This window comes from Arthrobacter sp. AFG7.2, from assembly GCF_002892835.1.
Taxonomy (GTDB): Bacteria; Actinomycetota; Actinomycetes; order Actinomycetales; family Micrococcaceae; genus Arthrobacter.
Genome location: NZ_PJMB01000005.1, coordinates 89,837 through 107,960 on the forward strand (window position 1 = coordinate 89,837; position 18,124 = coordinate 107,960).

At 64.9% G+C, this 18,124-nt stretch carries 17 protein-coding genes and 3 tRNA genes; 16 read left to right on the top strand and 4 right to left on the bottom strand.

From position 1 onward, the window contains the following. The first annotated feature begins 19 nt into the window (after positions 1-19). From CXX84_RS10740 to CXX84_RS10755, 4 genes are all read left to right on the top strand, one after another. Complete coding sequence (locus CXX84_RS10740) at positions 20-2,797, top strand: PEP/pyruvate-binding domain-containing protein (RefSeq protein WP_102976708.1); 2,778 nt, start codon at positions 20-22, stop codon at positions 2,795-2,797. A 93-nt stretch (positions 2,798-2,890) separates the two neighbouring features. Next, positions 2,891-4,144: a LolA family protein gene (locus CXX84_RS10745; protein WP_223253063.1), complete on the top strand. Its 1,254-nt coding sequence runs from the start codon at positions 2,891-2,893 to the stop codon at positions 4,142-4,144. Next, positions 4,141-5,139, top strand: a complete 999-nt coding sequence (locus CXX84_RS10750; protein ID WP_102976709.1) for an ATP-binding cassette domain-containing protein — start codon at positions 4,141-4,143, stop codon at positions 5,137-5,139. The genes CXX84_RS10745 and CXX84_RS10750 overlap by 4 nt, the downstream gene beginning before the upstream one ends. Further along, the gene (locus tag CXX84_RS10755; protein ID WP_102976901.1) at positions 5,129-6,004 is read left to right on the top strand and encodes an ABC transporter permease; all 876 of its coding nucleotides are present in this window, start codon (positions 5,129-5,131) and stop codon (positions 6,002-6,004) included. The genes CXX84_RS10750 and CXX84_RS10755 overlap by 11 nt, the downstream gene beginning before the upstream one ends. Positions 6,005-6,034: 30 nt before the next feature. On the opposite strand, the gene CXX84_RS10760 is transcribed toward CXX84_RS10755, so the two are convergent. The 4 genes from CXX84_RS10760 to CXX84_RS10775 form a co-directional block, all read right to left on the bottom strand. Then, entirely contained in the window at positions 6,035-6,955 is a 921-nt protein-coding gene (locus tag CXX84_RS10760) for a cation diffusion facilitator family transporter (RefSeq protein ID WP_102976710.1), read from the bottom strand. 10 nt (positions 6,956-6,965) lie between these two features. Next, on the bottom strand, positions 6,966-7,394 hold the full coding sequence (locus tag CXX84_RS10765) for a metallopeptidase family protein (protein WP_102976711.1): 429 nt from the start codon (positions 7,392-7,394) through the stop codon (positions 6,966-6,968). A gap of 9 nt (positions 7,395-7,403) precedes the next feature. Continuing rightward, on the bottom strand, positions 7,404-8,381 hold the full coding sequence (locus CXX84_RS10770; protein ID WP_102976712.1) for a DMT family transporter: 978 nt from the start codon (positions 8,379-8,381) through the stop codon (positions 7,404-7,406). Positions 8,382-8,494: 113 nt separating this feature from the next. Then, on the bottom strand, positions 8,495-9,541 hold the full coding sequence (locus CXX84_RS10775; protein WP_102976713.1) for a PHP domain-containing protein: 1,047 nt from the start codon (positions 9,539-9,541) through the stop codon (positions 8,495-8,497). A gap of 164 nt (positions 9,542-9,705) precedes the next feature. Here CXX84_RS10775 and CXX84_RS10780 point away from each other — a divergent pair. The 12 genes from CXX84_RS10780 (at position 9,706) to CXX84_RS10835 (ending at position 18,048) form a co-directional block, all read left to right on the top strand. Continuing rightward, positions 9,706-9,778, top strand: a tRNA-Glu gene (locus tag CXX84_RS10780). 91 nt (positions 9,779-9,869) lie between these two features. Continuing rightward, a tRNA-Asp gene (locus tag CXX84_RS10785) sits at positions 9,870-9,943 on the top strand. 48 nt (positions 9,944-9,991) lie between these two features. Continuing rightward, positions 9,992-10,067, top strand: a tRNA-Phe gene (locus tag CXX84_RS10790). Positions 10,068-10,317: 250 nt separating this feature from the next. Further along, the gene (locus CXX84_RS10795; RefSeq protein ID WP_102976714.1) at positions 10,318-12,192 is read left to right on the top strand and encodes a BCCT family transporter; all 1,875 of its coding nucleotides are present in this window, start codon (positions 10,318-10,320) and stop codon (positions 12,190-12,192) included. 129 nt (positions 12,193-12,321) lie between these two features. After that, positions 12,322-12,771 (top strand): Asp23/Gls24 family envelope stress response protein, encoded by a 450-nt coding sequence (locus CXX84_RS10800; protein ID WP_102976715.1) that lies wholly within the window; start codon positions 12,322-12,324, stop codon positions 12,769-12,771. Further along, on the top strand, positions 12,768-12,959 hold the full coding sequence (locus CXX84_RS10805; protein WP_102976716.1) for a hypothetical protein: 192 nt from the start codon (positions 12,768-12,770) through the stop codon (positions 12,957-12,959). Before CXX84_RS10800 ends, CXX84_RS10805 begins: the two co-directional genes overlap by 4 nt. Beyond that, positions 12,956-13,336: a hypothetical protein gene (locus tag CXX84_RS10810; RefSeq protein WP_102976717.1), complete on the top strand. Its 381-nt coding sequence runs from the start codon at positions 12,956-12,958 to the stop codon at positions 13,334-13,336. Before CXX84_RS10805 ends, CXX84_RS10810 begins: the two co-directional genes overlap by 4 nt. Continuing rightward, positions 13,333-13,938: a hypothetical protein gene (locus CXX84_RS10815; protein WP_102976718.1), complete on the top strand. Its 606-nt coding sequence runs from the start codon at positions 13,333-13,335 to the stop codon at positions 13,936-13,938. Before CXX84_RS10810 ends, CXX84_RS10815 begins: the two co-directional genes overlap by 4 nt. After that, positions 13,935-14,546, top strand: coding sequence for a hypothetical protein (locus CXX84_RS10820; protein ID WP_102976719.1), 612 nt, complete (start codon positions 13,935-13,937; stop codon positions 14,544-14,546). Before CXX84_RS10815 ends, CXX84_RS10820 begins: the two co-directional genes overlap by 4 nt. Positions 14,547-14,681: 135 nt before the next feature. Further along, positions 14,682-16,022 (top strand): ABC transporter substrate-binding protein, encoded by a 1,341-nt coding sequence (locus CXX84_RS10825; protein WP_102976720.1) that lies wholly within the window; start codon positions 14,682-14,684, stop codon positions 16,020-16,022. A gap of 89 nt (positions 16,023-16,111) precedes the next feature. After that, positions 16,112-17,077 (top strand): carbohydrate ABC transporter permease, encoded by a 966-nt coding sequence (locus CXX84_RS10830; RefSeq protein ID WP_102976721.1) that lies wholly within the window; start codon positions 16,112-16,114, stop codon positions 17,075-17,077. Next, the gene (locus CXX84_RS10835; RefSeq protein WP_102976722.1) at positions 17,074-18,048 is read left to right on the top strand and encodes a carbohydrate ABC transporter permease; all 975 of its coding nucleotides are present in this window, start codon (positions 17,074-17,076) and stop codon (positions 18,046-18,048) included. Before CXX84_RS10830 ends, CXX84_RS10835 begins: the two co-directional genes overlap by 4 nt. The last annotated feature ends 76 nt before the right edge of the window (positions 18,049-18,124 follow it).

Here is an 18,124-nt window from a genome sequence, read left to right on the forward strand (position 1 = left end):
CTGCCGCAAGGAGCCAGCAATGGGTGCCCACCAGCCCGGACAAGCCGGCAATGTTCCCCGCCCGACGGAGGGGAACCCCGGCCCGGCCCTGATTCTTCGGCTGGCCCACATTGATGGCAGCATGCTTCCGCTGGTGGGCGGCAAGGCCGCGAACCTGGGAGAGCTGACAGCAGCGGGACTGCCCGTGCCTGATGGTTTCTGCCTCACCACTGAGGCTTACAAAACGGTCGCCACAACTCTGCAGGATGGGGTCCTTTCCGAGCTCGCCGAGCTCCAGTCAGCCCTGGAACCGGGGAGCCAAAGCGGCGCTGCGGTCCTGGCGGAGGTTGCCGGGAAAGCACGGGAGGCTATCCGGGCACTGCCTGTTCCGCCACCGGTCGCAGCGGCCGTGCAGCAGGCATATGCAGCACTGGGCAAAGACACCCCGGTGGCGGTAAGGTCCTCCGCCACCGCCGAAGACCTTCCCTTCGCAAGTTTCGCCGGCCAGCAGGACACGTACCTGAACGTCATTGGCAGTACCGCCGTCCTCGAAGCCGTGCGCGCATGCTGGGCCTCCCTGTGGACTGACCGGGCAGTGGCATACCGGGCGGCTCTGGGGATCGCGCCGCATGAAGTAGCCCTCGCCGTCGTGGTCCAGCGCATGGTTGATGCGGAGACGGCCGGGGTGATGTTCACAGCCAACCCCCTGACCGGCAGGCGGTGCGAAGCCGTTATCGATGCCGCCCCGGGCCTCGGCGAAGCGGTCGTGTCCGGGGCCGTCAACCCGGACCACTTTGTGGTGGATACCGAACAGGCACGGGTCCTCGAGCGGAAACTGGGAGACAAGCGCATCAGGATCCGCCCTCTTTCCGGCGGCGGAACCGGGACCCAGGATTTATCCGGCCGGCTGGACGCCTCCAGCCTGACGGACGGGCAGGCCGTTGAGCTTGCAGTCCTGGGCAGGCAGGCCGAGCGGTACTTCGGGGCACCGCAGGACACCGAGTGGGCCATTGACGCCGCCGGCACCCCCTGGCTCACCCAGTCCCGGCCCATCACCACGCTGTACCCAATACCGGAACGGCGGTCCGCAGGTACCGGAACCAGGGTCTACGTCTGCTTCAGCCTCGCCCAAGGGCTCACCCGGCCGCTCACACCCATGGGACTGGCTTCATTGCGGCTTATTGCTTCCTCCGTGGCAACGGCCGCAGGGATCCCCGTTGTCGATCCGCGGCAGGGCCCTCCGGCTTATGCCGAGGCGGCGCAGCGCATGTACATGGATGTCACCACCCCCGTCCGGAGCGCCATCGGCCGCAGGATGCTTCCGCGGGTCTTCGATGTGATGGAGGCCAGGTCCGCGAGGGTACTCCGCCAGGTTTTGGACGATCCCCGGTTTTCCGTGACCCGCCGGAATCCGGCCGGCATCATCCGGCATGTCCTGCCGGCAGCGGTGCGGGCGCGCGTTCCCGGGACCTTGCTCCGCGCACTGTTCAGGCCCAAGGCCGCACTCCACCGGCTGGACTCCACCACCCGGCAATTCGCCGGCGACCTGGAGCTCGAAGCCGGCGCAGGGCCACTTGCCCGGCTTGACCACGCCGAGCAGCTCCTGGGAAGCCGGATGTTTGCCGTGGCGCCCGCCATACTACCCCTGCCCGCGCTGGGGTTCGCACTGCTGTGGCTGGCAGGAAAGCTGCTTGGAGGCCGGGACCGCGGGAAGGACCTGGAGAAAGTACTCCGCGGCCTGCCGCGGAACATCACCACCGAGATGGACCTCGATCTCTGGCGCCTTGCTTCAGCAGTAAAGGATGACCGGGATTCACGTGCGGCGCTCGAGGAGCGGGACCCCTCCGTCCTTTCGGCGGAGTTCAGGGCCGGCAACCTCCCGCCTGTCCTGCACTCCGGCCTGGTGCGGTTCCTTGAGCGCTACGGGCAGCGGGCTGTGGCAGAAATCGATGTGGGCATCCCGCGGTGGTCCGATGACCCCACCCACATCCTGGGTGTCCTGGCCAACTACCTGCGCCTCACTGATCCCGCGATGGCGCCGGATGTCCTGTTCAGCCGGGCGGAAGCGGAGGCGGAGGCGGAAGTGGAGCGGCTGGCAGGCGAGGCCCGCCGCCGCGGCCGGGTCCGCGGCCTGCTGGTAAGAGCAGCCCTGCGCCGGACCAGGCTGTTCGCCGGGCTGCGGGAGCTGCCCAAGTACCAGGTGGTCCTGGGGCTGGCTGAGGTGCGGAAGCAGTTGGTGCAGGTGGGAACCGGTCTTGCAGCTGATGGCAGGCTGGAGAGCCCTGACGATATTTTCTTCCTTGACTTCGAGGAGGCGAGGCGGGCGCTCCGGGGCCTTGACACAGATGGGGAATCCGAGCCCCGGAAGCTGCGCGGGATCATCCTGGAACGGCGTGCCGCCTATGCCAGGGAACTCGGCAGGCGCCATATCCCCAGGGTCCTGCTCTCCGACGGCACCGAACCGGAAGTGCTCATTGCCGGTGATGCGGCGGCTGCCAGCGGTGCGTTGTCCGGCAGCCCAGCCTCAGCGGGTTCCGTCACCGCCCGGGCGCGGGTCATCCTGGACCCCGTCGGGGCGCACCTCGAACCCGGGGAGATCCTGGTGGCACCGTCCACCGATCCCGGCTGGACCCCACTGTTCCTGACCGCCGGCGGACTGGTGATGGAGATGGGCGGGCCCAACTCGCACGGCGCCGTGGTTGCCCGCGAGTACGGCATTCCAGCGGTGGTGGGGGTCCCTGAAGCCACTGCCCGAATTGTCACAGGACAAAAAATAACGGTCGACGGCGGCGCTGGAACGGTAGTGCCTGAGCCGTAGTACCTGAACCGGCGTACCGGAGCCGTTGGTGCCCGTCATCCCGGCAGCCGGGTGGCAGGTGTGGGGAGCGGTCCCGAGGCGTACCCTTGGGGTATGGACTCCCCAGATGGAGACGGCCGGATAACGAACGGCCGGAGTACGCGCCACCGGAAGATCGCCAGCGCCCTGAGGCGCCGCACGGACCGCGCATGGCTGCGGTGGGTTCCCGCAGTGGCCGCCCCCGCCGTGATCGCAGCCGGGGTCCTGGTGGGATCCATTCCGGCCCGCGCCGGGGACGTGCTGCCTGACAAGACGCCGGCTGAAGTGATCACCCTGATGGCCGGACACACAACCCACACATTTTCGGGCACCGTGGAACAGGTTTCCGAGCTGGGCCTGCCGGAACTGCCGGCGACGGGACCGACGTCCGGTCCTGCATCGGGAGACGGTGCAGCGGCCGCGGTGGAGTTCCTCACCGGCGAGCACACCGTCCGCGTTTTTATGGACGGCAAGTCCAAGTCACGCGTCCAGGTGGTGGACCGGTTCGCGGAACGGGACATCATCCGTCGCGACAACGACGTGTGGTTCTACTCCTCCAAGGACAACTCAGCAGCTCACCTGACGCTTCCGGACCGCGCCGGCGACCTTCCGCTGGAACAGCCGGCGCTGCCTGATGCCTCCCACGAAGGTATGCCCGTCCCGCCGACGCCTCAGGACCTCGCCGCCAGGTTCCTTGCCGCGGCAGACAGTTCGACTGCAGTCTCCGTCGGTCCCGACGTCCAGGTAGCCGGACGGCCCGCCTACAACCTCGTCCTTGAACCGCGCACCGCGGGCACCCTGGTGGGCAAGGTATCCATCGCCGTCGACGGAGAAAACGGCATGCCGCTCTCCGTTGAGGTCATGGCACGAGGTACAGAAGAGCCTGCCTTCAGGGCCGGATTCACCAGCCTCACCCTTGCGGCCCCGAACGACGCTCTCTTCACCTTCGCGCCGCCACCGGGCAGCACCGTCGAAGAACTGCAGCCGCGGAACCACACCCAATGGCACACCGGACCCGGCCTCCCCGCCGAGCCGGGAACGCACCCCTCCCCGGACCAGGTTGAAGCCGGCATCAAGGACAAGATCCGCCCCTACATGGCCGGAACCGGGTGGGAGACGATCGTCAGGCTTACGGCAGAAACGGGAGCCGGCTCAAAGCTCAGCGCCGTGCTGGGGGAGACTCCGCTGCTTGCCCAGGCCGCCGTCGTCGTCCCTGGTGGCCGTTTGCTCTCCACCCCGCTCGTCAACGTCCTGCTGATGGACGACGGCCGCGTCTTCGCGGGCATGGTCCCGGCCGACAAACTGCAAGCCGCAGCCTCTGCCCCGTGACGGGGGCCGCAGGGGTACCGGGAGGGCGGACGGACGGGCTAAGCATCCAGACGCGGGGCCTGACAAAGCGCTTCGGGCAGCAGGTGGCCGTGGACAGCCTTGATCTTGCTGTTCCGTCCGGTGCCGTCTTTGGCTTCCTGGGCCCCAACGGCTCGGGGAAAACCACCACCATCCGCATGCTGCTGGGTCTTGCTGCCGCGTCGGAGGGGACCGTCAAACTGCTGGGAAGGGAGATGCCGGGCAGCTTCCAGGATGTCCTGCCACGGGTGGGGGCGCTCGTGGAGGGCCCGGCCTTTTATCCGTTCCTCTCCGGGACAGCAAACCTCCACCGGCTGGACGCTGCAGGACGGCACGCCGATCCCGGGACCCGCACAGCACGGGTGGCCCGGGCCCTGGAACGGGTAGGCCTCGGCCATGCCGCCGGCAAGCGGGTCCACGCGTATTCGCTCGGCATGAAACAGCGGCTGGGGATTGCCAACGCCCTGCTGTCCCGCCGCGAACTGCTGGTGCTGGACGAGCCCACCAATGGCCTGGACCCCCAGGGCACCCGCGAAGTGCGGAACCTTGTCCGGTCCCTGGCAGCAGATGGAACAACGGTCTTTGTCTCCAGCCACCTGCTGGCCGAGGTGGAACAGATATGCACCCACGCGGCAGTGATGAGCGCCGGCCGCCTGGTGGCCCAGGGCCCGCTTGCCGAACTGCGCAGGTCCGGGAGTTCGCGTATTCGTTTGGTGACGCCGGACCCGGGTCCGGCCTCGTCCGCCCTGGCAAGGCTGGGCCTGGAACCGGTGCCGGGACCGGTCCAGCCGGACGGGGACGTGGTGACGGCCGCCCTTGCCAGCTCCAATACGGGAGCAGGACGTGCCGCACCGGAAGACATTGTTGCGGAGCTCGTAAAGGCAGGCGTACGGGTCCGGGGTTTCGCGGTGGAACGGGAGAGCCTGGAGGACCGTTTTGTTGAGCTGACGGGGGAGGGGTTCGATGTTGCCCAATAGCCTGCCTGCAGAGGCTCCATCCCCCCGCGCGCCGGAGGCCGGGACGCGGGGAGCTGGTCTCTCGCTCCTCCGCTCGGAAATCGCTGTCCTGTTCCGCCGCCGCCGCACATGGGCATTGCTGCTGGCGCTCGCCGCCATCCCGATACTGATTGCGGTGGCCGTCAGGGTGTCCTCGGCTGTTCCGCCAGGTCGCGGCCCGGCTTTTCTGGACCGCATCACGCAGAACGGCCTGTTCGTTGCCTTTACCGCCATGCTGGTGTCAGTTCCGCTGTTCCTGCCGCTGACGGTGGGCGTGGTGGCGGGGGACACCATCGCGGGGGAGGCGAACCTGGGGACGCTGAGGTACCTGCTGGTCGCCCCGGCCGGCCGCGTCCGGCTGCTCCTGGTGAAGTACGCGGGTGCACTGGCTTTCTGCCTCGCAGCGCCTCTCACGGTTGCCCTCGCCGGTGCCGCCATCGGCGCAGCCCTTTTCCCTGTGGGTCCCGTGACTCTGTTGTCCGGCGACGTTATCCAGCCGCCGGAGGCTGCGCTCCGGCTCCTCCTCATCGCCGCCTACCTGGCCGTTTCCCTGGCAGGGCTGTCCGCCATTGGGCTCTTCCTGTCCACCCTGACGGTGGTTCCAGTGGGGGCCATGGCCGCCACCGTGGTGCTCTCGGTGGTGTCCCAGGTCCTGGACCAGCTGCCCCAGCTTGAGTGGCTGCACCCCTGGCTTTTCAGCCACTACTGGCTGGGTTTCGGGGACCTGCTCCGGCAGCCCGTGATGTGGGACTCGTTCGTCAGCAATGGCCTGCTGCAGGCGGGATACGTGGCCGTGTTCGGGGCGCTGGCCTATGGGCGTTTCGTGACCAAGGACGTCCTGAGCTGACGGACGCAGAGGGAGCACGCCAAGGCGCTCCTAGGCGTGCTGGTGTGCCTCGTGCTCTGAATGGCTGGCGGGTTCCAGCTGGAACGTGCAGTGGTCGGTATCAAAGTGCGAGCCCAGGCAGGTGATCAGTTTGTCCAGCAGCTGGTCGGCCCCGCGGGCATTGAGAACGCCGTCCTCCACCACCACGTGCGCCGAGAAGACCGGAACGCCCGATGTGATGGTCCAGATATGGATGTCATGCACGTCCGTTACGCCCTCCACGGACAGGATGTGCTCACGGATCATCTGCACCTCCACGCCCTTGGGGGTAGCCTCCAGCAGCACGTCCACCACGTCACGGAGCAGGGACCACGCCCGGGGCAGGATCATCAGGGCAATCAGGACTGACGCGATAGTGTCCGCCGCCTGGAAGCCGGTCACCATGATCACCACTGCAGCAGCGATGACGGCAAAGGAGCCCAGGAGGTCGCCCAGGACCTCCAGGTAGGCGCCCCGCACGTTGAGGCTCTCCTGGTGTGCTCCGCGCAGGATCACCAGGGACGCCACGTTTGCGGCGGCGCCAAGGACGGCGGCGAACAGCATGATGTCCGTCTGCACTTCCGGTGCCGCACCGATCCGGCGGATCGCCTCGCTGAAGATAACCACGGAGATCACGATCAGGATCAGCGCATTGGCCAGTGCGGCCAGCACCTCGGCACGCTGGTACCCGTAGGTCCTCTGGTCACTGGCAGGACGCCCTGCTATCCACGCGGCCAGCAGGGCGATGGTAACCCCCGCAGCGTCCGAGAGCATATGGCCGGCGTCGGCCAGCAGGGACAGCGACCCCGACAGGACCGCACCGGCAACCTGGACCAGGACCACGGCGAGGGTGATGGCAAGGACCGCTACCAGCCGCTTTCGGTGCCGGCCGGTCGCGGTGATGCCGTGGGTGTGGCTGTGGTCGTGTCCCATGCCTACAAGGCTAGCCCCAGCCGAGCTCGTGCAACCGGTCGTCGTCGATGCCGAAGTGATGGGCAATCTCGTGTACCACCGTGACGGCCACTTCGTGGATGACGTCCTCCCGGGACGAGCAAATGTCCAGGATGGGCTCGCGGAAGATCGTGATCCTGTCCGGCAGGGACCCTGCGTCCCACCAGGAATCCCGCTCGGTCAGCGGAACACCTTCATAGAGTCCCAGCAGGACAGTGTCCGGATCCTCCCCGGGTTGTGGCACATAGTCGTCCTCAATGAACACGGCCACGTTGTCCATAGCGCGCGCCAGCTTGTCCGGGATGCTGTCCAGGGCGTCCCCCACGGCAGCCTCGAACTCGTCCTCGGGCATGGTGAAGCGGAGGGGTTCGCTGGGACCCTCTGGAACGGTGGGGAGGCCCGGCGGGAGGCTTGCTGGCATACTCCGACTCTAGCGGGAACCTGCGTCCCGGGCCCGTCCCGCATTCCTGCTCCTGCGCCGGGTCAGTCCCACGCCCACCAGGCAGACCAGGCCGCCCACCAGGCCCAGGACGGCAGGAACCTCGCCCAGCAGGAGCCAGGAAATCAGGATGGTGGTACCCGGTACCAGGTACGTTGTGGCGGCCAGCTTGCCGGCGTCCACCAGCGAGAGCGCGTATGCCCACGTGGTGAAGGCAATCGCCGTGGGAAAGATTCCAAGATAGACAAGCCCCCATGTTGCCTGAAGCGGTGCCGCCTGGACCTCGCCGATGAGCTGGCCGGTGAAGGGCAGGCAGCAGAGCGCCCCCACCAGGATGCCGAACCAGGTGGCCTGGGCGGCAGGAAACTTCCGCAGCACAGGCTTCTGGATGATGACGCTGACGGCGGCGAGCACGGCGGCAAGGAGGCAGAGCAGCACGCCCGCCACATCCGCCGTCGTGCCCTCTCCTTGCGTGGACGCCTGGCTGGAACCGAACGCGATCAAGGCCACGCCTGCAAAAGCAACCAGGCTGCCGATGATGAGCCACCGCGGGAAGCCTTCCTTCAGGAACAGGCCTGCCATGATCGCCACCAGGATTGGGTTCACGTTGATCAGCAGCGCGCTGGTGCCTGCGTCCAGCACGTGTTCGGCTGCGTTCAGCGCCACGTTGTAGCCGCCGAACCACATCACGCCATAGGCGAGGATCGGCCACCATTCCCGGCCTTTCGGCAGGAGGCGGCTTTTCAGCAGTTGCGGCAGGACCAGCAAGGAGAGTACGACGGCGGCAATCACCAGCCTGCCCAGCGTCAGGGATCCCGGGGAGAAGTGGGGGCCGATCGCCCGGATCCCCACGAAGGCCGACGCCCAGAGGACCACGGTGACCGCCATGGCAACAACTCCGAGTGCCTTCACCTGGGGTGCTGCGGTTTGAGCAGGTGCAGGGGTGCTGACAGGGCTGGTTGAAGGCATGAAGCAAATCTATCCGGGGATCCGGGCGGCCGGCTGGCGGAAATCAGCCACGTCTGCGCAACTTCCTGCCACGGCACCTGTCCCGCGTCTGCCGGAAGCCGCGGGAGGGAAGGCTAACTGGACGGCGAGGCCCATTCCAGCAGGCGTTCCACGGGCCAGGTGGTGATGATCCGTTCGGCGGGGACACCGTTCCGTTCTGCCCGTTCGGCTCCGTACTGGAGGAAGTCCAGTTGGCCCGGCGCGTGCGCGTCGCTGTCGATCGAGAACAGGCAGCCGGCCTCGAGCGCCAGTTGGATCAGGGCATCGGGCGGGTCCTGGCGCTCCGGCCGGGAATTGATCTCCACTGCCACGTTGTTCTCGGCGCAGGCGGCGAACACCTCCTTGGCATCGAACTCCGACGGCGGCCGCGTCCCCCGCGACCCCTCGACGAGGCGCCCGGTGCAGTGGCCCAGGATGTTGGTGTGCGGGGACTGGATGCCCGCGAGCATCCGCTTTGTCATGGTCTTCCGGTCCGCCCGGAGCTTTGAGTGCACGCTGGCCACCACTATGTCCAGGCGGTCCAGCAGCTCCGGTTCCTGGTCCAGTTCCCCCGATTCCAGGATGTCCACCTCGATGCCGGCCAGGAGCCGCACGGGTTGCTCGGGCAGGCCGCTGGAACCGGCGTGGGTGCCGTCGTTGATGGCATCCACCACGTCCAGTTGACTGCGCAGCCGTTCCGGTGAGAGTCCGTTGGCGATGGTGAGGTTGGGGGAGTGGTCGGTCAGTGCAAGGTATTCCCTGCCCAGGACCCCGGCGGCCGCCAGCATCACCTCAATGGGAGACCCGCCGTCGGACCACTCACTGTGGCTGTGCAAGTCGCCACGGATCGCCTCCCGGATAGCCGTCCCGCCGGATGCCAACGGCTTCGCGCCCTTTTCACGGAGATCCGCCAGGTAATCCGGAACCTGGCCCTCTACGGCCTGGCGGATCACCTGGTAGGTCCGGTCGCCGATGCCCTTCATCGATTTCAGCCGCCCGTTCCGCGCGCGCTCCGCCACTTCCTCCGGCGGGAGCGGACTAATGGCCGCCGCCGCCTTGCGGAACGCCTGGACTTTGAAGGTGGCAGCGCGTCCGCGCTCCAGCCAGAACGCAATCTCATTGAGTGCTGCTACTGCATCCATCCGTCCATCTTCACCTGCCGGCCCGGTCCGTGGCGCTGTTTTTGGCCGATTTTGGATAATTCCTGCCTAGGCCCTATAGTTTTAGAGTCCAGTTCGGAGAAACGCAAAGGACAAAGACGGAAAGCTTCGCTTGACGCCTTTTATTTTGTTCCGAACGGGTTCTGGCCCCCATCGTCTAGCGGCCTAGGACACCGCCCTTTCACGGCGGCGGCACGGGTTCGAATCCCGTTGGGGGTACGCAAGGAACTGGTCAAGCAGGCAAAAAATGTCTGGTAGGCTGGAAGCCTTGAAAAAAGCGGTAGAGATACTGCTGAAGCAAGAAACGCAAGGCCCTGTAGCGCAGTTGGTTAGCGCGCCGCCCTGTCACGGCGGAGGTCGCGGGTTCAAGTCCCGTCAGGGTCGCTCTGATTGTTGGAAGAGATTCCGGCTGTCATGGTGACTAGTCACCTAGGCTCTGTAGCTCAGTTGGTAGAGCGTTCGACTGAAAATCGAAAGGTCACCGGATCGACGCCGGTCGGAGCCACCACTGGGAAGCATCAGTTCTTCGGAGCTGGTGCTTTTCTCTTTTTGCGAGCTTAAGCTTGCCTTCACACCGCTGCAGATATCAATCCAGCATCGTTGCTGCCGAGCCGGGCATTTCCCGCTCCTGCAGCCGGGCCTGTTCCGTAAAGTTGCAGGCTGCAAAACCACCGCACGGAACCCATAGAACAGACGAACGTACACACGAACTTTCAAGAGCAGTCTGAGCGTCACAAGCGCATAAGGAGAAACCGGGAATGTCCGCCACACCTGGCACCAGGACCATCAGCCAACCACCAACGGATGAACCGCCCCGGCCGGCAGGACGGGCTGGCGGGCCGCCCGGAACCGCAGGCCAGCCACTTGCCAGATGGGTTTTTTGGCCGGCAGCCGCGATCATCATCGTTTTTGTCCTCTTCGCCGCAATTTTCCCGGCCGCCGCCACCGATTTCTTCACCACCATCCAGGGCAACGTCATCAACTGGTTCGGCTGGTACTACGTTGCCGCCGTTGCACTCTTTGTCGCGTTTTCGCTCTGGATCGGCCTCAGCCACTATGGCGACATCAAGCTGGGCAAGGATGAGGACGAACCCGAATTTTCGGTGATGTCCTGGTTCGCCCTGCTGTTCGCAGCCGGCATGGGAATCGGCCTTGTCTTCTTCGGTGTGGCCGAACCCCTCAACCACTTTGCCGCTCCGCGGCCCGGTGTTGAAGGATCCCCCATCGAGCTCGCCCAGCAGGCACTGACGCAGACCTACCTGCATTGGGGCCTCCACGCCTGGGCCATTTACGTTGTGGTGGGCGTATCCATTGCCTACGCCGTCCACCGCCGGAACCGTCCCATCTCCATCCGCTGGACCCTGGAGCCGCTCCTGGGCCACAAGCGTGTTTCCGGCGGCTGGGGCAACCTTATTGATGTCGTAGCCCTGGTGGGCACGCTGTTCGGCGTGGCCACCTCACTGGGCCTGGGCGTTCTGCAAATTTCTGCAGGACTCGAGCAGGCGAACATCCTCCAGGCCACCACCATGACGCAGATCGGGCTGATCCTGTGCATCATCACGCTGACCATCGCTTCGGTGGTGTCCGGCGTGGGCAAGGGCATGAAGTGGCTGTCCAACACCAACCTGATCCTGGCTGGGCTGCTGATGCTGGTGGTGCTGTTCACCGGCCCTACGCTGTTCCTGCTGCGCGAATTCGTCCAGTCCGTCGGCAACTATCTGCAGAATGTCGTGGGCCTGACCTTCAACACGCTGGCTTTCTCCGGCGCAGAGGGTGAGGCATGGCAGGCCGCCTGGACCACCTTCTACTGGGGCTGGTGGATTTCCTGGGCGCCCTTTGTGGGCATCTTCATTGCCCGCATCTCCAAGGGGCGCACGGTCCGGCAGTTCGTTGCCGGTGTCCTCCTGGTGCCCACCGCCATGGGTTTCCTGTGGTTCTCTGTCCTGGGCGGCGCCGCCATCCACCGGGAACTGTTCGGTGCCGGCGGCCTGATCAGTGACGACGGAACCGTGGACACCGAGGGTGCGCTGTTCAATCTGTTGGGCAGCCTGCCCGGCAGTGCCATCCTTACGGTGGGCGCCATCCTCCTGATCGCCATCTTCTTCATCACCTCGGCGGATTCCGGTGCCCTGGTCATGGGCATGATTTCTACCGGCGGAGATGTGGAGCCGAAAAACTGGCTGCGAATCTTCTGGGCCCTCGCCGCCGCAGCCGTGGCCATCGCCCTGCTGCTGGCCAACGGGCTGCAGGCGATCCAGACGGCAGCGATTCTGACGGCGGTTCCGTTCAGCGTGGTGATCATCCTGATGTGTATCGCCACGGCCAAGGCCTTCCACAAGGAACACGAAACGCTGATGCGTGCACAGCGCAAGCTGGCCCGCGACCAGATGACCGCGCACGTTACCGAGCAGGTGCAGGACTCCATGCAGGACTCGGTCCAGGAGCACTACCAGGAACATGTTGCCGAGCAGATCCAGGAATCCGTGCAGGAGCATTACCAGGAGCACCTGGCGGACCAGGTCCAGGACCAGGTCACGGAGGCGGTGGAAGCGCAGCTGAGCGAGCGGCTGGCAGCCGGAGAAGTTCCGGAAGCAGCCCCGGCAGATACCGCCAGGAGTAGCCGGGACACTTAAGATTCGCATCTGACCCCCGGGATCAGAAGCACCACAGGCAGGGGCGCTCCGCAGTGCGGACGCCCCTGCCTGCTGCCGTTAAGCCCCGGCCGGGGATAGGGTTGGGAGCAACAGAAGGGGGAGTGCCTGATGGAATACCAGAACCCGCAAACCGGCCAGGGGATCCACGAGCATGCAGTTCCTGTGCCCGGCCTGGGCCGCACAGTGATCTCCGAGACGGCAGTGGCAAAGGTGGCGGGCATTGCCGCCCGTTCCGTCCCCGGCGTCTACTCTTTGGGCTCTGGCCCGTCACGTGCGCTCGGCGCGATCCGCGACGCCGTCGGCAGTTCGGACCACGCCGCCGGAGTGCGTGCCGAAGTCGGCGAAACGCAGGTTGCGGTGGATATCAGCCTGGTGGCGAGCTACGGAACACCGCTCCATGCGCTGGCCAACGAGGTGCGTGCCGCCGTATATCGCGCCGTCGGGGAACTGGTGGGGCTGCAGGTGATCGAGGTCAACGTGGAAGTCACGGACGTCTACGTCCCGCCGCCGGTCAAGCCCACTGTTGCTGGCTCTACTGACAGGGAGGCGCTGCTGTGAACCTCACCCTGGCAGGCATGGCAATGGGTGCCTTCGTCGCTTTTATGTCCCTGCAGTTTGGTTTGTGGGGCTTCCTTGTTTCCCTGCTCTTCATGGCTATCGGGGCACTCCTGGGCCGGGCCGCGGAAGGGAAACTGGACCTTCGCGGCGTCCTGGACGCCATCATCGGCCGGCGCTCTTCCTCATGAGCTCCACCGCTCCGGCCGTCCGGGGCCGGGAGCTGAGCGGCCACAACCGCATCAGCACGCAGGCCCTGACAAGTCTCGCCAAAGCTGCGGCCGCGCAATACCTGGGGGTGGATGCGCAGGATGTGCGGGCTGACTGGGCGGACGACGACGGCCTGCTGGCCCTGTCCCTCATCACACCTGTCAGCATTCCGCCTTTGAATACGGTTGTTGTGGATCCCTCACGTGTGGAGGGCATCGGAGGTTCCATCTGGGACAGAACCGTCAGGGCAAAGGCCGCCATCCTGGCAACGGTGACGGAACTGAGCGGTTCGCAGCTGAGCCGGGTGGACATCAGGATCACCGGTGCAAGCATCAGCGAGGGGGGACGGGTGAAATGAGCCGGCACATCGAAAGCCAGTCACCGGACATGGACAGGATCCTGCACCGGGAAACCCGTTCCTCGCGTGCAGTTGTGGCCACGGCAGCGGCAGCGCTGGTCATTGGGCTCGCCTCGTACGGGCTGCTCGAAGCAGCAGTCCACGCGATCGGCCAACCGGCCTGGCTGATCGAGCCGCAGGTGGCAGCGGAACGTTTGGTGGCACTGCCGGCGGGGATCTCACCGCTGCTGCTCGGGGCCATCGGGGCGGTGCTGGCAATGATCGGCCTCGTCTTTTTCCTCAATGGGATCTTGCCCGGCCACCGCGCCCGGCACCTTCTGGGCCGGCGGAGCGCAGCCGGTCCGGCCGTGGTGGTGGACGATGAAGTTATTGCTTCCGCTCTTGCCCGGCGTGCCCGGCTTGCCGCGAACGTCACGCCGGAACAGGTGATGGTGGTGGTATCCCAGCGGCAGGTGGTTGTAAATGTCCGTCCCACCTCCGGCGTACCCGTGGACGAGGATGCAGTACTCACGGCAGTCCACAGCGAGCTTGACGCCATGTCACTGGAACCCGACCCCGCCGTGCACGTCAATGTGGCACCATCGGGAGTGATCGGCGCATGAACAGTACTCCCACCCTCCTCAACCGGACCCTGATCGCGGTCCTGGGCCTGGTTCTGCTTGTGGTTGGCGGGCTGTTGATGCTGCTGGCCGCTGTCCCGGCCGTGGCTTCATGGTGGCATTCGTGGTCCGCAGGCGTGTGGGCTGGAGCCAACGATGCGTTCAACGCCACGAGGTTCCCGGGACGCCCCGAGAGCTGGCTGTGGATCCTGGTTGCCCTGGCCCTGCTGGTGCTGATCGGACTCATGGTGGCCTGGGTTGCCCAACAGGGAAAGGGCCGGTCCGATGTACTCGCTGTGGGGTACGATCCCGGGGAAGTGCCCGGCGACGTACGGATCGGCGGGGGAGTGGCGGAGCAGGCGCTGAAACATGCCCTTGCGCACCGTCCGGACCTGGCCGGCGCCACCGTCACCACCTACGACGTCAAAGGCACGCCTGCCGTGAAGGTGCGCCTCCTGCCGCGCCAGGGCGTAGCCCCGCACCTGCTCGCGGAAGAGGTGTTCGCCTTGGTGGCAGCACTGGAACTCGTAGTAGGAAAGAACATTCCCGTGCTGGTCCACATCGGCGCCGGGGCGCGGACGCGCTTCAGCAGGGCCGAACGCGTCCGCTGACACGATCTTTAGGTTACTGTTCAGAAACAAATGGGTGTAAACGCTTGCATCATTGCAGCCGGCCCAATTACCGTGATGGTCACCACAAAGTTCCTGGCGGATGTCAGTTCTGCAACTCATAGAGGAGTTCCCTGCATGAAAAATCGCAAGTACCTGCTGCCCGTAGCGGTGACCGGAATTGTGGCGCTGTCCCTCAGCGCATGCAGTCCGGAAGAGGCCGCGACTGATCCGGCCGCCACCGCCGATTGCTCCAAGTACGAAAGCTACGGCAAGCACGACGGGAAGACGGTCTCCGTCTACTCCACCATCGTGGACACGGAGGCCACCAACCTCGAGAAGACCTGGGCTGCGTTCGAGAAGTGCACCGGAGCCACGGTCAAATATGAGGGCAGCAAGGAGTTCGAGACCCAGATCGGTGTCCGGGCGAAGGCCGGCAACGCCCCCGATATCGCAATCTTCCCGCAGCCCGGCCTGATGGCTGACCAGGCCCGTGCCGGAAACCTGAAGCCCGCACCGCAGGCCGTATCTGACGCTGTCGATGAGAACTGGTCTGCGGACTGGAAGAAGTACGGCACTGTTGACGGCGTGTTCTACACCGCCCCCATGCTGGCCAACGTCAAGGGATACGTCTGGTACGCCCCCAAGACCTTCGAAGACAAGGGCTGGGAAGTTCCCAAGACCTGGGACGAAATGCTGGAGCTTTCCAAGAAGATCGCGGACGAGGGCAGCATGAAGCCCTGGTGTGCCGGTTTTGAGTCCGGGGAAGCAACGGGCTGGCCCGGAACGGACTGGGTTGAGGATGTAGTTCTTCGCTCCCAGGGTCCTGAGGTTTATGACCAGTGGGTCAGCCATGAGATCCCCTTCAACGACCCGCGCATCGTGGAAGCAATGGATAAGACCGGCGAGATCCTGCTCGACGACAAGATGGTGAACGGCGGATTCGGTGACGTCCGCTCCATTCTCACCACGGGCTTCGCGCAGGCGGGCCAGCCGGTGCTTGACGGGCAGTGCGCCATGCACCACCAGGCGAACTTCCAGGCTTCAAACTGGCCGGAAGGCACCATCGTTGCCGAGGATGGCGACGTGTGGGCCTTCATGACCCCGCCCGTGGACGAGTCCAAGGGACTCACCATTACCGGCGGCGGCGAAATGGTTGGCGCCTACAAGGACACCCCTGAAGTACAGGCCTTCCAGGCCTACCTGGCCAGTGCTGAATTCGCCAACGACCGCGTCAAGCTCGGCGGCGTCGTCAGCGCCAACAAGGGCCTCGACCCGGCAAATGCACAGACTGAACTGGACAAGCTGAGCATTGAGCTGCTCCAGGACGAAGAAACAGTGTTCCGCTTCGACGGTTCCGACCTGATGCCCGGCGCAGTTGGTTCCAACTCCTTCTGGAAGGGCATCGTGGCATGGATCAACGGCACGCCGTCCAAGGAAGTCGCGGACAGCATCGAAAGCAGCTGGCCTAAGAGCTAACCCTCCCTGGTTCTGCGCCTCCGGCTTCAACGCCGGAGGCGCAGTGTCATCCTGCATACACGATCTACGGACAACCACGGAGACAGGCAATGGAATTCATCGGAGGAAAGTTCCTTCAAGTCGTGATCGCGCTGGCGGTCTTCGCTGCGCTTATTGGACTGATCATGCTGTTGGTGGACAGGGCACCAAAGTCCGCCAAAGACAAACTCACGGTTGCGGGCTTCCTGGCCCCTGCAGCAATCCTCCTGCTCGTTGGGTTGGTGTACCCCGCCGCGCAGACCTCATTCCTTGCGTTCACCGATGCCAGCGGCAAGTTGAACGGGGTCGATAACTTCGTTTGGATGTTTACGCAGCCGGAAGCGCTGGTGACGCTCCGAAACACCATTATCTGGACCGTTCTTGTGCCGTTGCTTTCAACAGTTTTCGGTTTGGCTTACGCAGTCTTCATAGATAAAGCCCACGGCGAGCGGATCCTGAAAGCCCTCGTGTTTATGCCGATGGCCATTTCGTTCGTAGGCGCAGGCATTATCTGGAAACTTGTCTACGACTACCGCGGCCCCGAGATTGAGCAGACCGGCGTGCTGAACGCGCTGCGGGTCACTTTTGGAATGGAGCCCAAGCAGTTCCTGCTTGACGCCCCTGAGAACACCATCTTCCTGATCATCGTGATGGTCTGGATCCAGACAGGCTTCGCCATGGTGATACTCTCGGCAGCCATCAAAGGCGTGCCGGCAGAACTGGTGGAGGCTGCCCGGCTGGACGGTGCGAACCCGTGGCAGCAGTTCCGCAACGTCACCATCCCGGGCATCCGCGGATCCCTCGTCGTTGTGCTCACCACAATTACCATCGCCACGTTGAAGGTGTTCGACATCGTCCGCACCATGACCGCCGGCAACTACGAAACTTCGGTGGTTGCCAATGAGATGTATACCCAGGCGTTCCGTGCCGGCGAGCCGGGCAGGGGTGCCGCGCTGGCACTGATCCTCTTCCTGCTGGTCCTGCCAATCGTCGTTTACAACGCCCGCGTTCTCCGTCAGCAAAAGGAAATCCGATGACCGTCATGCCAGCGCCGGACGAGGCGGCAAAAACACGAACTGCAGTCAAGGGTGGCAGCGGCGGCACTCCAGCGGCTGAAAATTCTGCTCCGATCATGCGCCGGGTCAAAAGTAAACTGACGTCCCGCTGGGCAACAGCCGCTGCCCTGGTGATTGCGGTGGTCTGGACCATTCCCACCTTTGGGCTGCTGGTGTCTTCATTCCGGCCGGCCGCTAAACAGGTGGGTCCACGTTCGGACGGCTGGTGGAACTTCTTTGGCGACTGGCAGTTCACATTCAAGAACTACGTGGACGTTACCGCGCCGGGCGGGTCGCAGGCGGCCAACCTGACGCAGTACTTTGCCAACTCCCTGGCGATTGTCATTCCGGTCACGGTCTTCGTCCTGGTCCTGGCGTCCATGGCGGCGTACATCTTTGCCTGGGGAAGCTTCAAGGGGCGTGAAGCAGCCTTTATCTTCGTCTTCGCGCTGCAGATCATCCCCCTGCAAATGGCCCTTATTCCACTCCTCCAGCTCTTCACCCAAGTCCTGCAGATTCCGCCGGGGTCCTACACGCAGCTGTGGATAGCCCACACGATTTTCGGCTTGCCACTGGGCATCTTCCTGCTGCACAACTTCATCTCCGAAATCCCTGGTGAAGTTATTGAAGCTGCAAAAATGGATGGGGCCGGCCATACGACCATCTTCTGGCGGGTCATCCTGCCTCTGTCGGTCCCCGCCCTCGCGTCGCTGGCGATCTTCCAGTTCCTGTGGGTGTGGAATGACCTGCTCGTGGCGCTGGTGTTCTCCGGCGGAACCGCGGACGTTGCCCCCATCACCCAACGCCTGGCTGAAATCTCCGGTACCCGCGGCGCACGGGACTACCTGAATCCCGCCGCAGCCTTCGTTTCCATCATCGTTCCGCTTGCAGTGTTCTTCGGCCTGCAGCGGTACTTCGTCCGCGGCCTCCTTGCGGGAGGCCTCAAAGGCTGACAGGGCGCTGCGGCCAGCCGGTATCTCGGCTGGCCGTGGCCCTGCCAAACCTGGAAAGGACCCTCATCAATTGATG

Bases quoted from the DNA above. Each gene is read 5' to 3' on its own strand.
- CXX84_RS10740 (WP_102976708.1), top strand. From the start codon at position 20: ATGGGTGCCCACCAGCCCGGACAAGCCGGCAATGTTCCCCGCCCGACG.
- CXX84_RS10745 (WP_223253063.1), top strand. From the start codon at position 2,891: ATGGACTCCCCAGATGGAGACGGCCGGATAACGAACGGCCGGAGTACG.
- CXX84_RS10760 (WP_102976710.1), bottom strand. From the start codon at position 6,955: ATGGGACACGACCACAGCCACACCCACGGCATCACCGCGACCGGCCGG.
- CXX84_RS10765 (WP_102976711.1), bottom strand. From the start codon at position 7,394: ATGCCAGCAAGCCTCCCGCCGGGCCTCCCCACCGTTCCAGAGGGTCCC.
- CXX84_RS10770 (WP_102976712.1), bottom strand. From the start codon at position 8,381: ATGCCTTCAACCAGCCCTGTCAGCACCCCTGCACCTGCTCAAACCGCA.
- CXX84_RS10775 (WP_102976713.1), bottom strand. From the start codon at position 9,541: ATGGATGCAGTAGCAGCACTCAATGAGATTGCGTTCTGGCTGGAGCGC.
- CXX84_RS10795 (WP_102976714.1), top strand. From the start codon at position 10,318: ATGTCCGCCACACCTGGCACCAGGACCATCAGCCAACCACCAACGGAT.
- CXX84_RS10800 (WP_102976715.1), top strand. From the start codon at position 12,322: ATGGAATACCAGAACCCGCAAACCGGCCAGGGGATCCACGAGCATGCA.
- CXX84_RS10810 (WP_102976717.1), top strand. From the start codon at position 12,956: ATGAGCTCCACCGCTCCGGCCGTCCGGGGCCGGGAGCTGAGCGGCCAC.
- CXX84_RS10815 (WP_102976718.1), top strand. From the start codon at position 13,333: ATGAGCCGGCACATCGAAAGCCAGTCACCGGACATGGACAGGATCCTG.
- CXX84_RS10820 (WP_102976719.1), top strand. From the start codon at position 13,935: ATGAACAGTACTCCCACCCTCCTCAACCGGACCCTGATCGCGGTCCTG.
- CXX84_RS10825 (WP_102976720.1), top strand. From the start codon at position 14,682: ATGAAAAATCGCAAGTACCTGCTGCCCGTAGCGGTGACCGGAATTGTG.
- CXX84_RS10830 (WP_102976721.1), top strand. From the start codon at position 16,112: ATGGAATTCATCGGAGGAAAGTTCCTTCAAGTCGTGATCGCGCTGGCG.
- CXX84_RS10835 (WP_102976722.1), top strand. From the start codon at position 17,074: ATGACCGTCATGCCAGCGCCGGACGAGGCGGCAAAAACACGAACTGCA.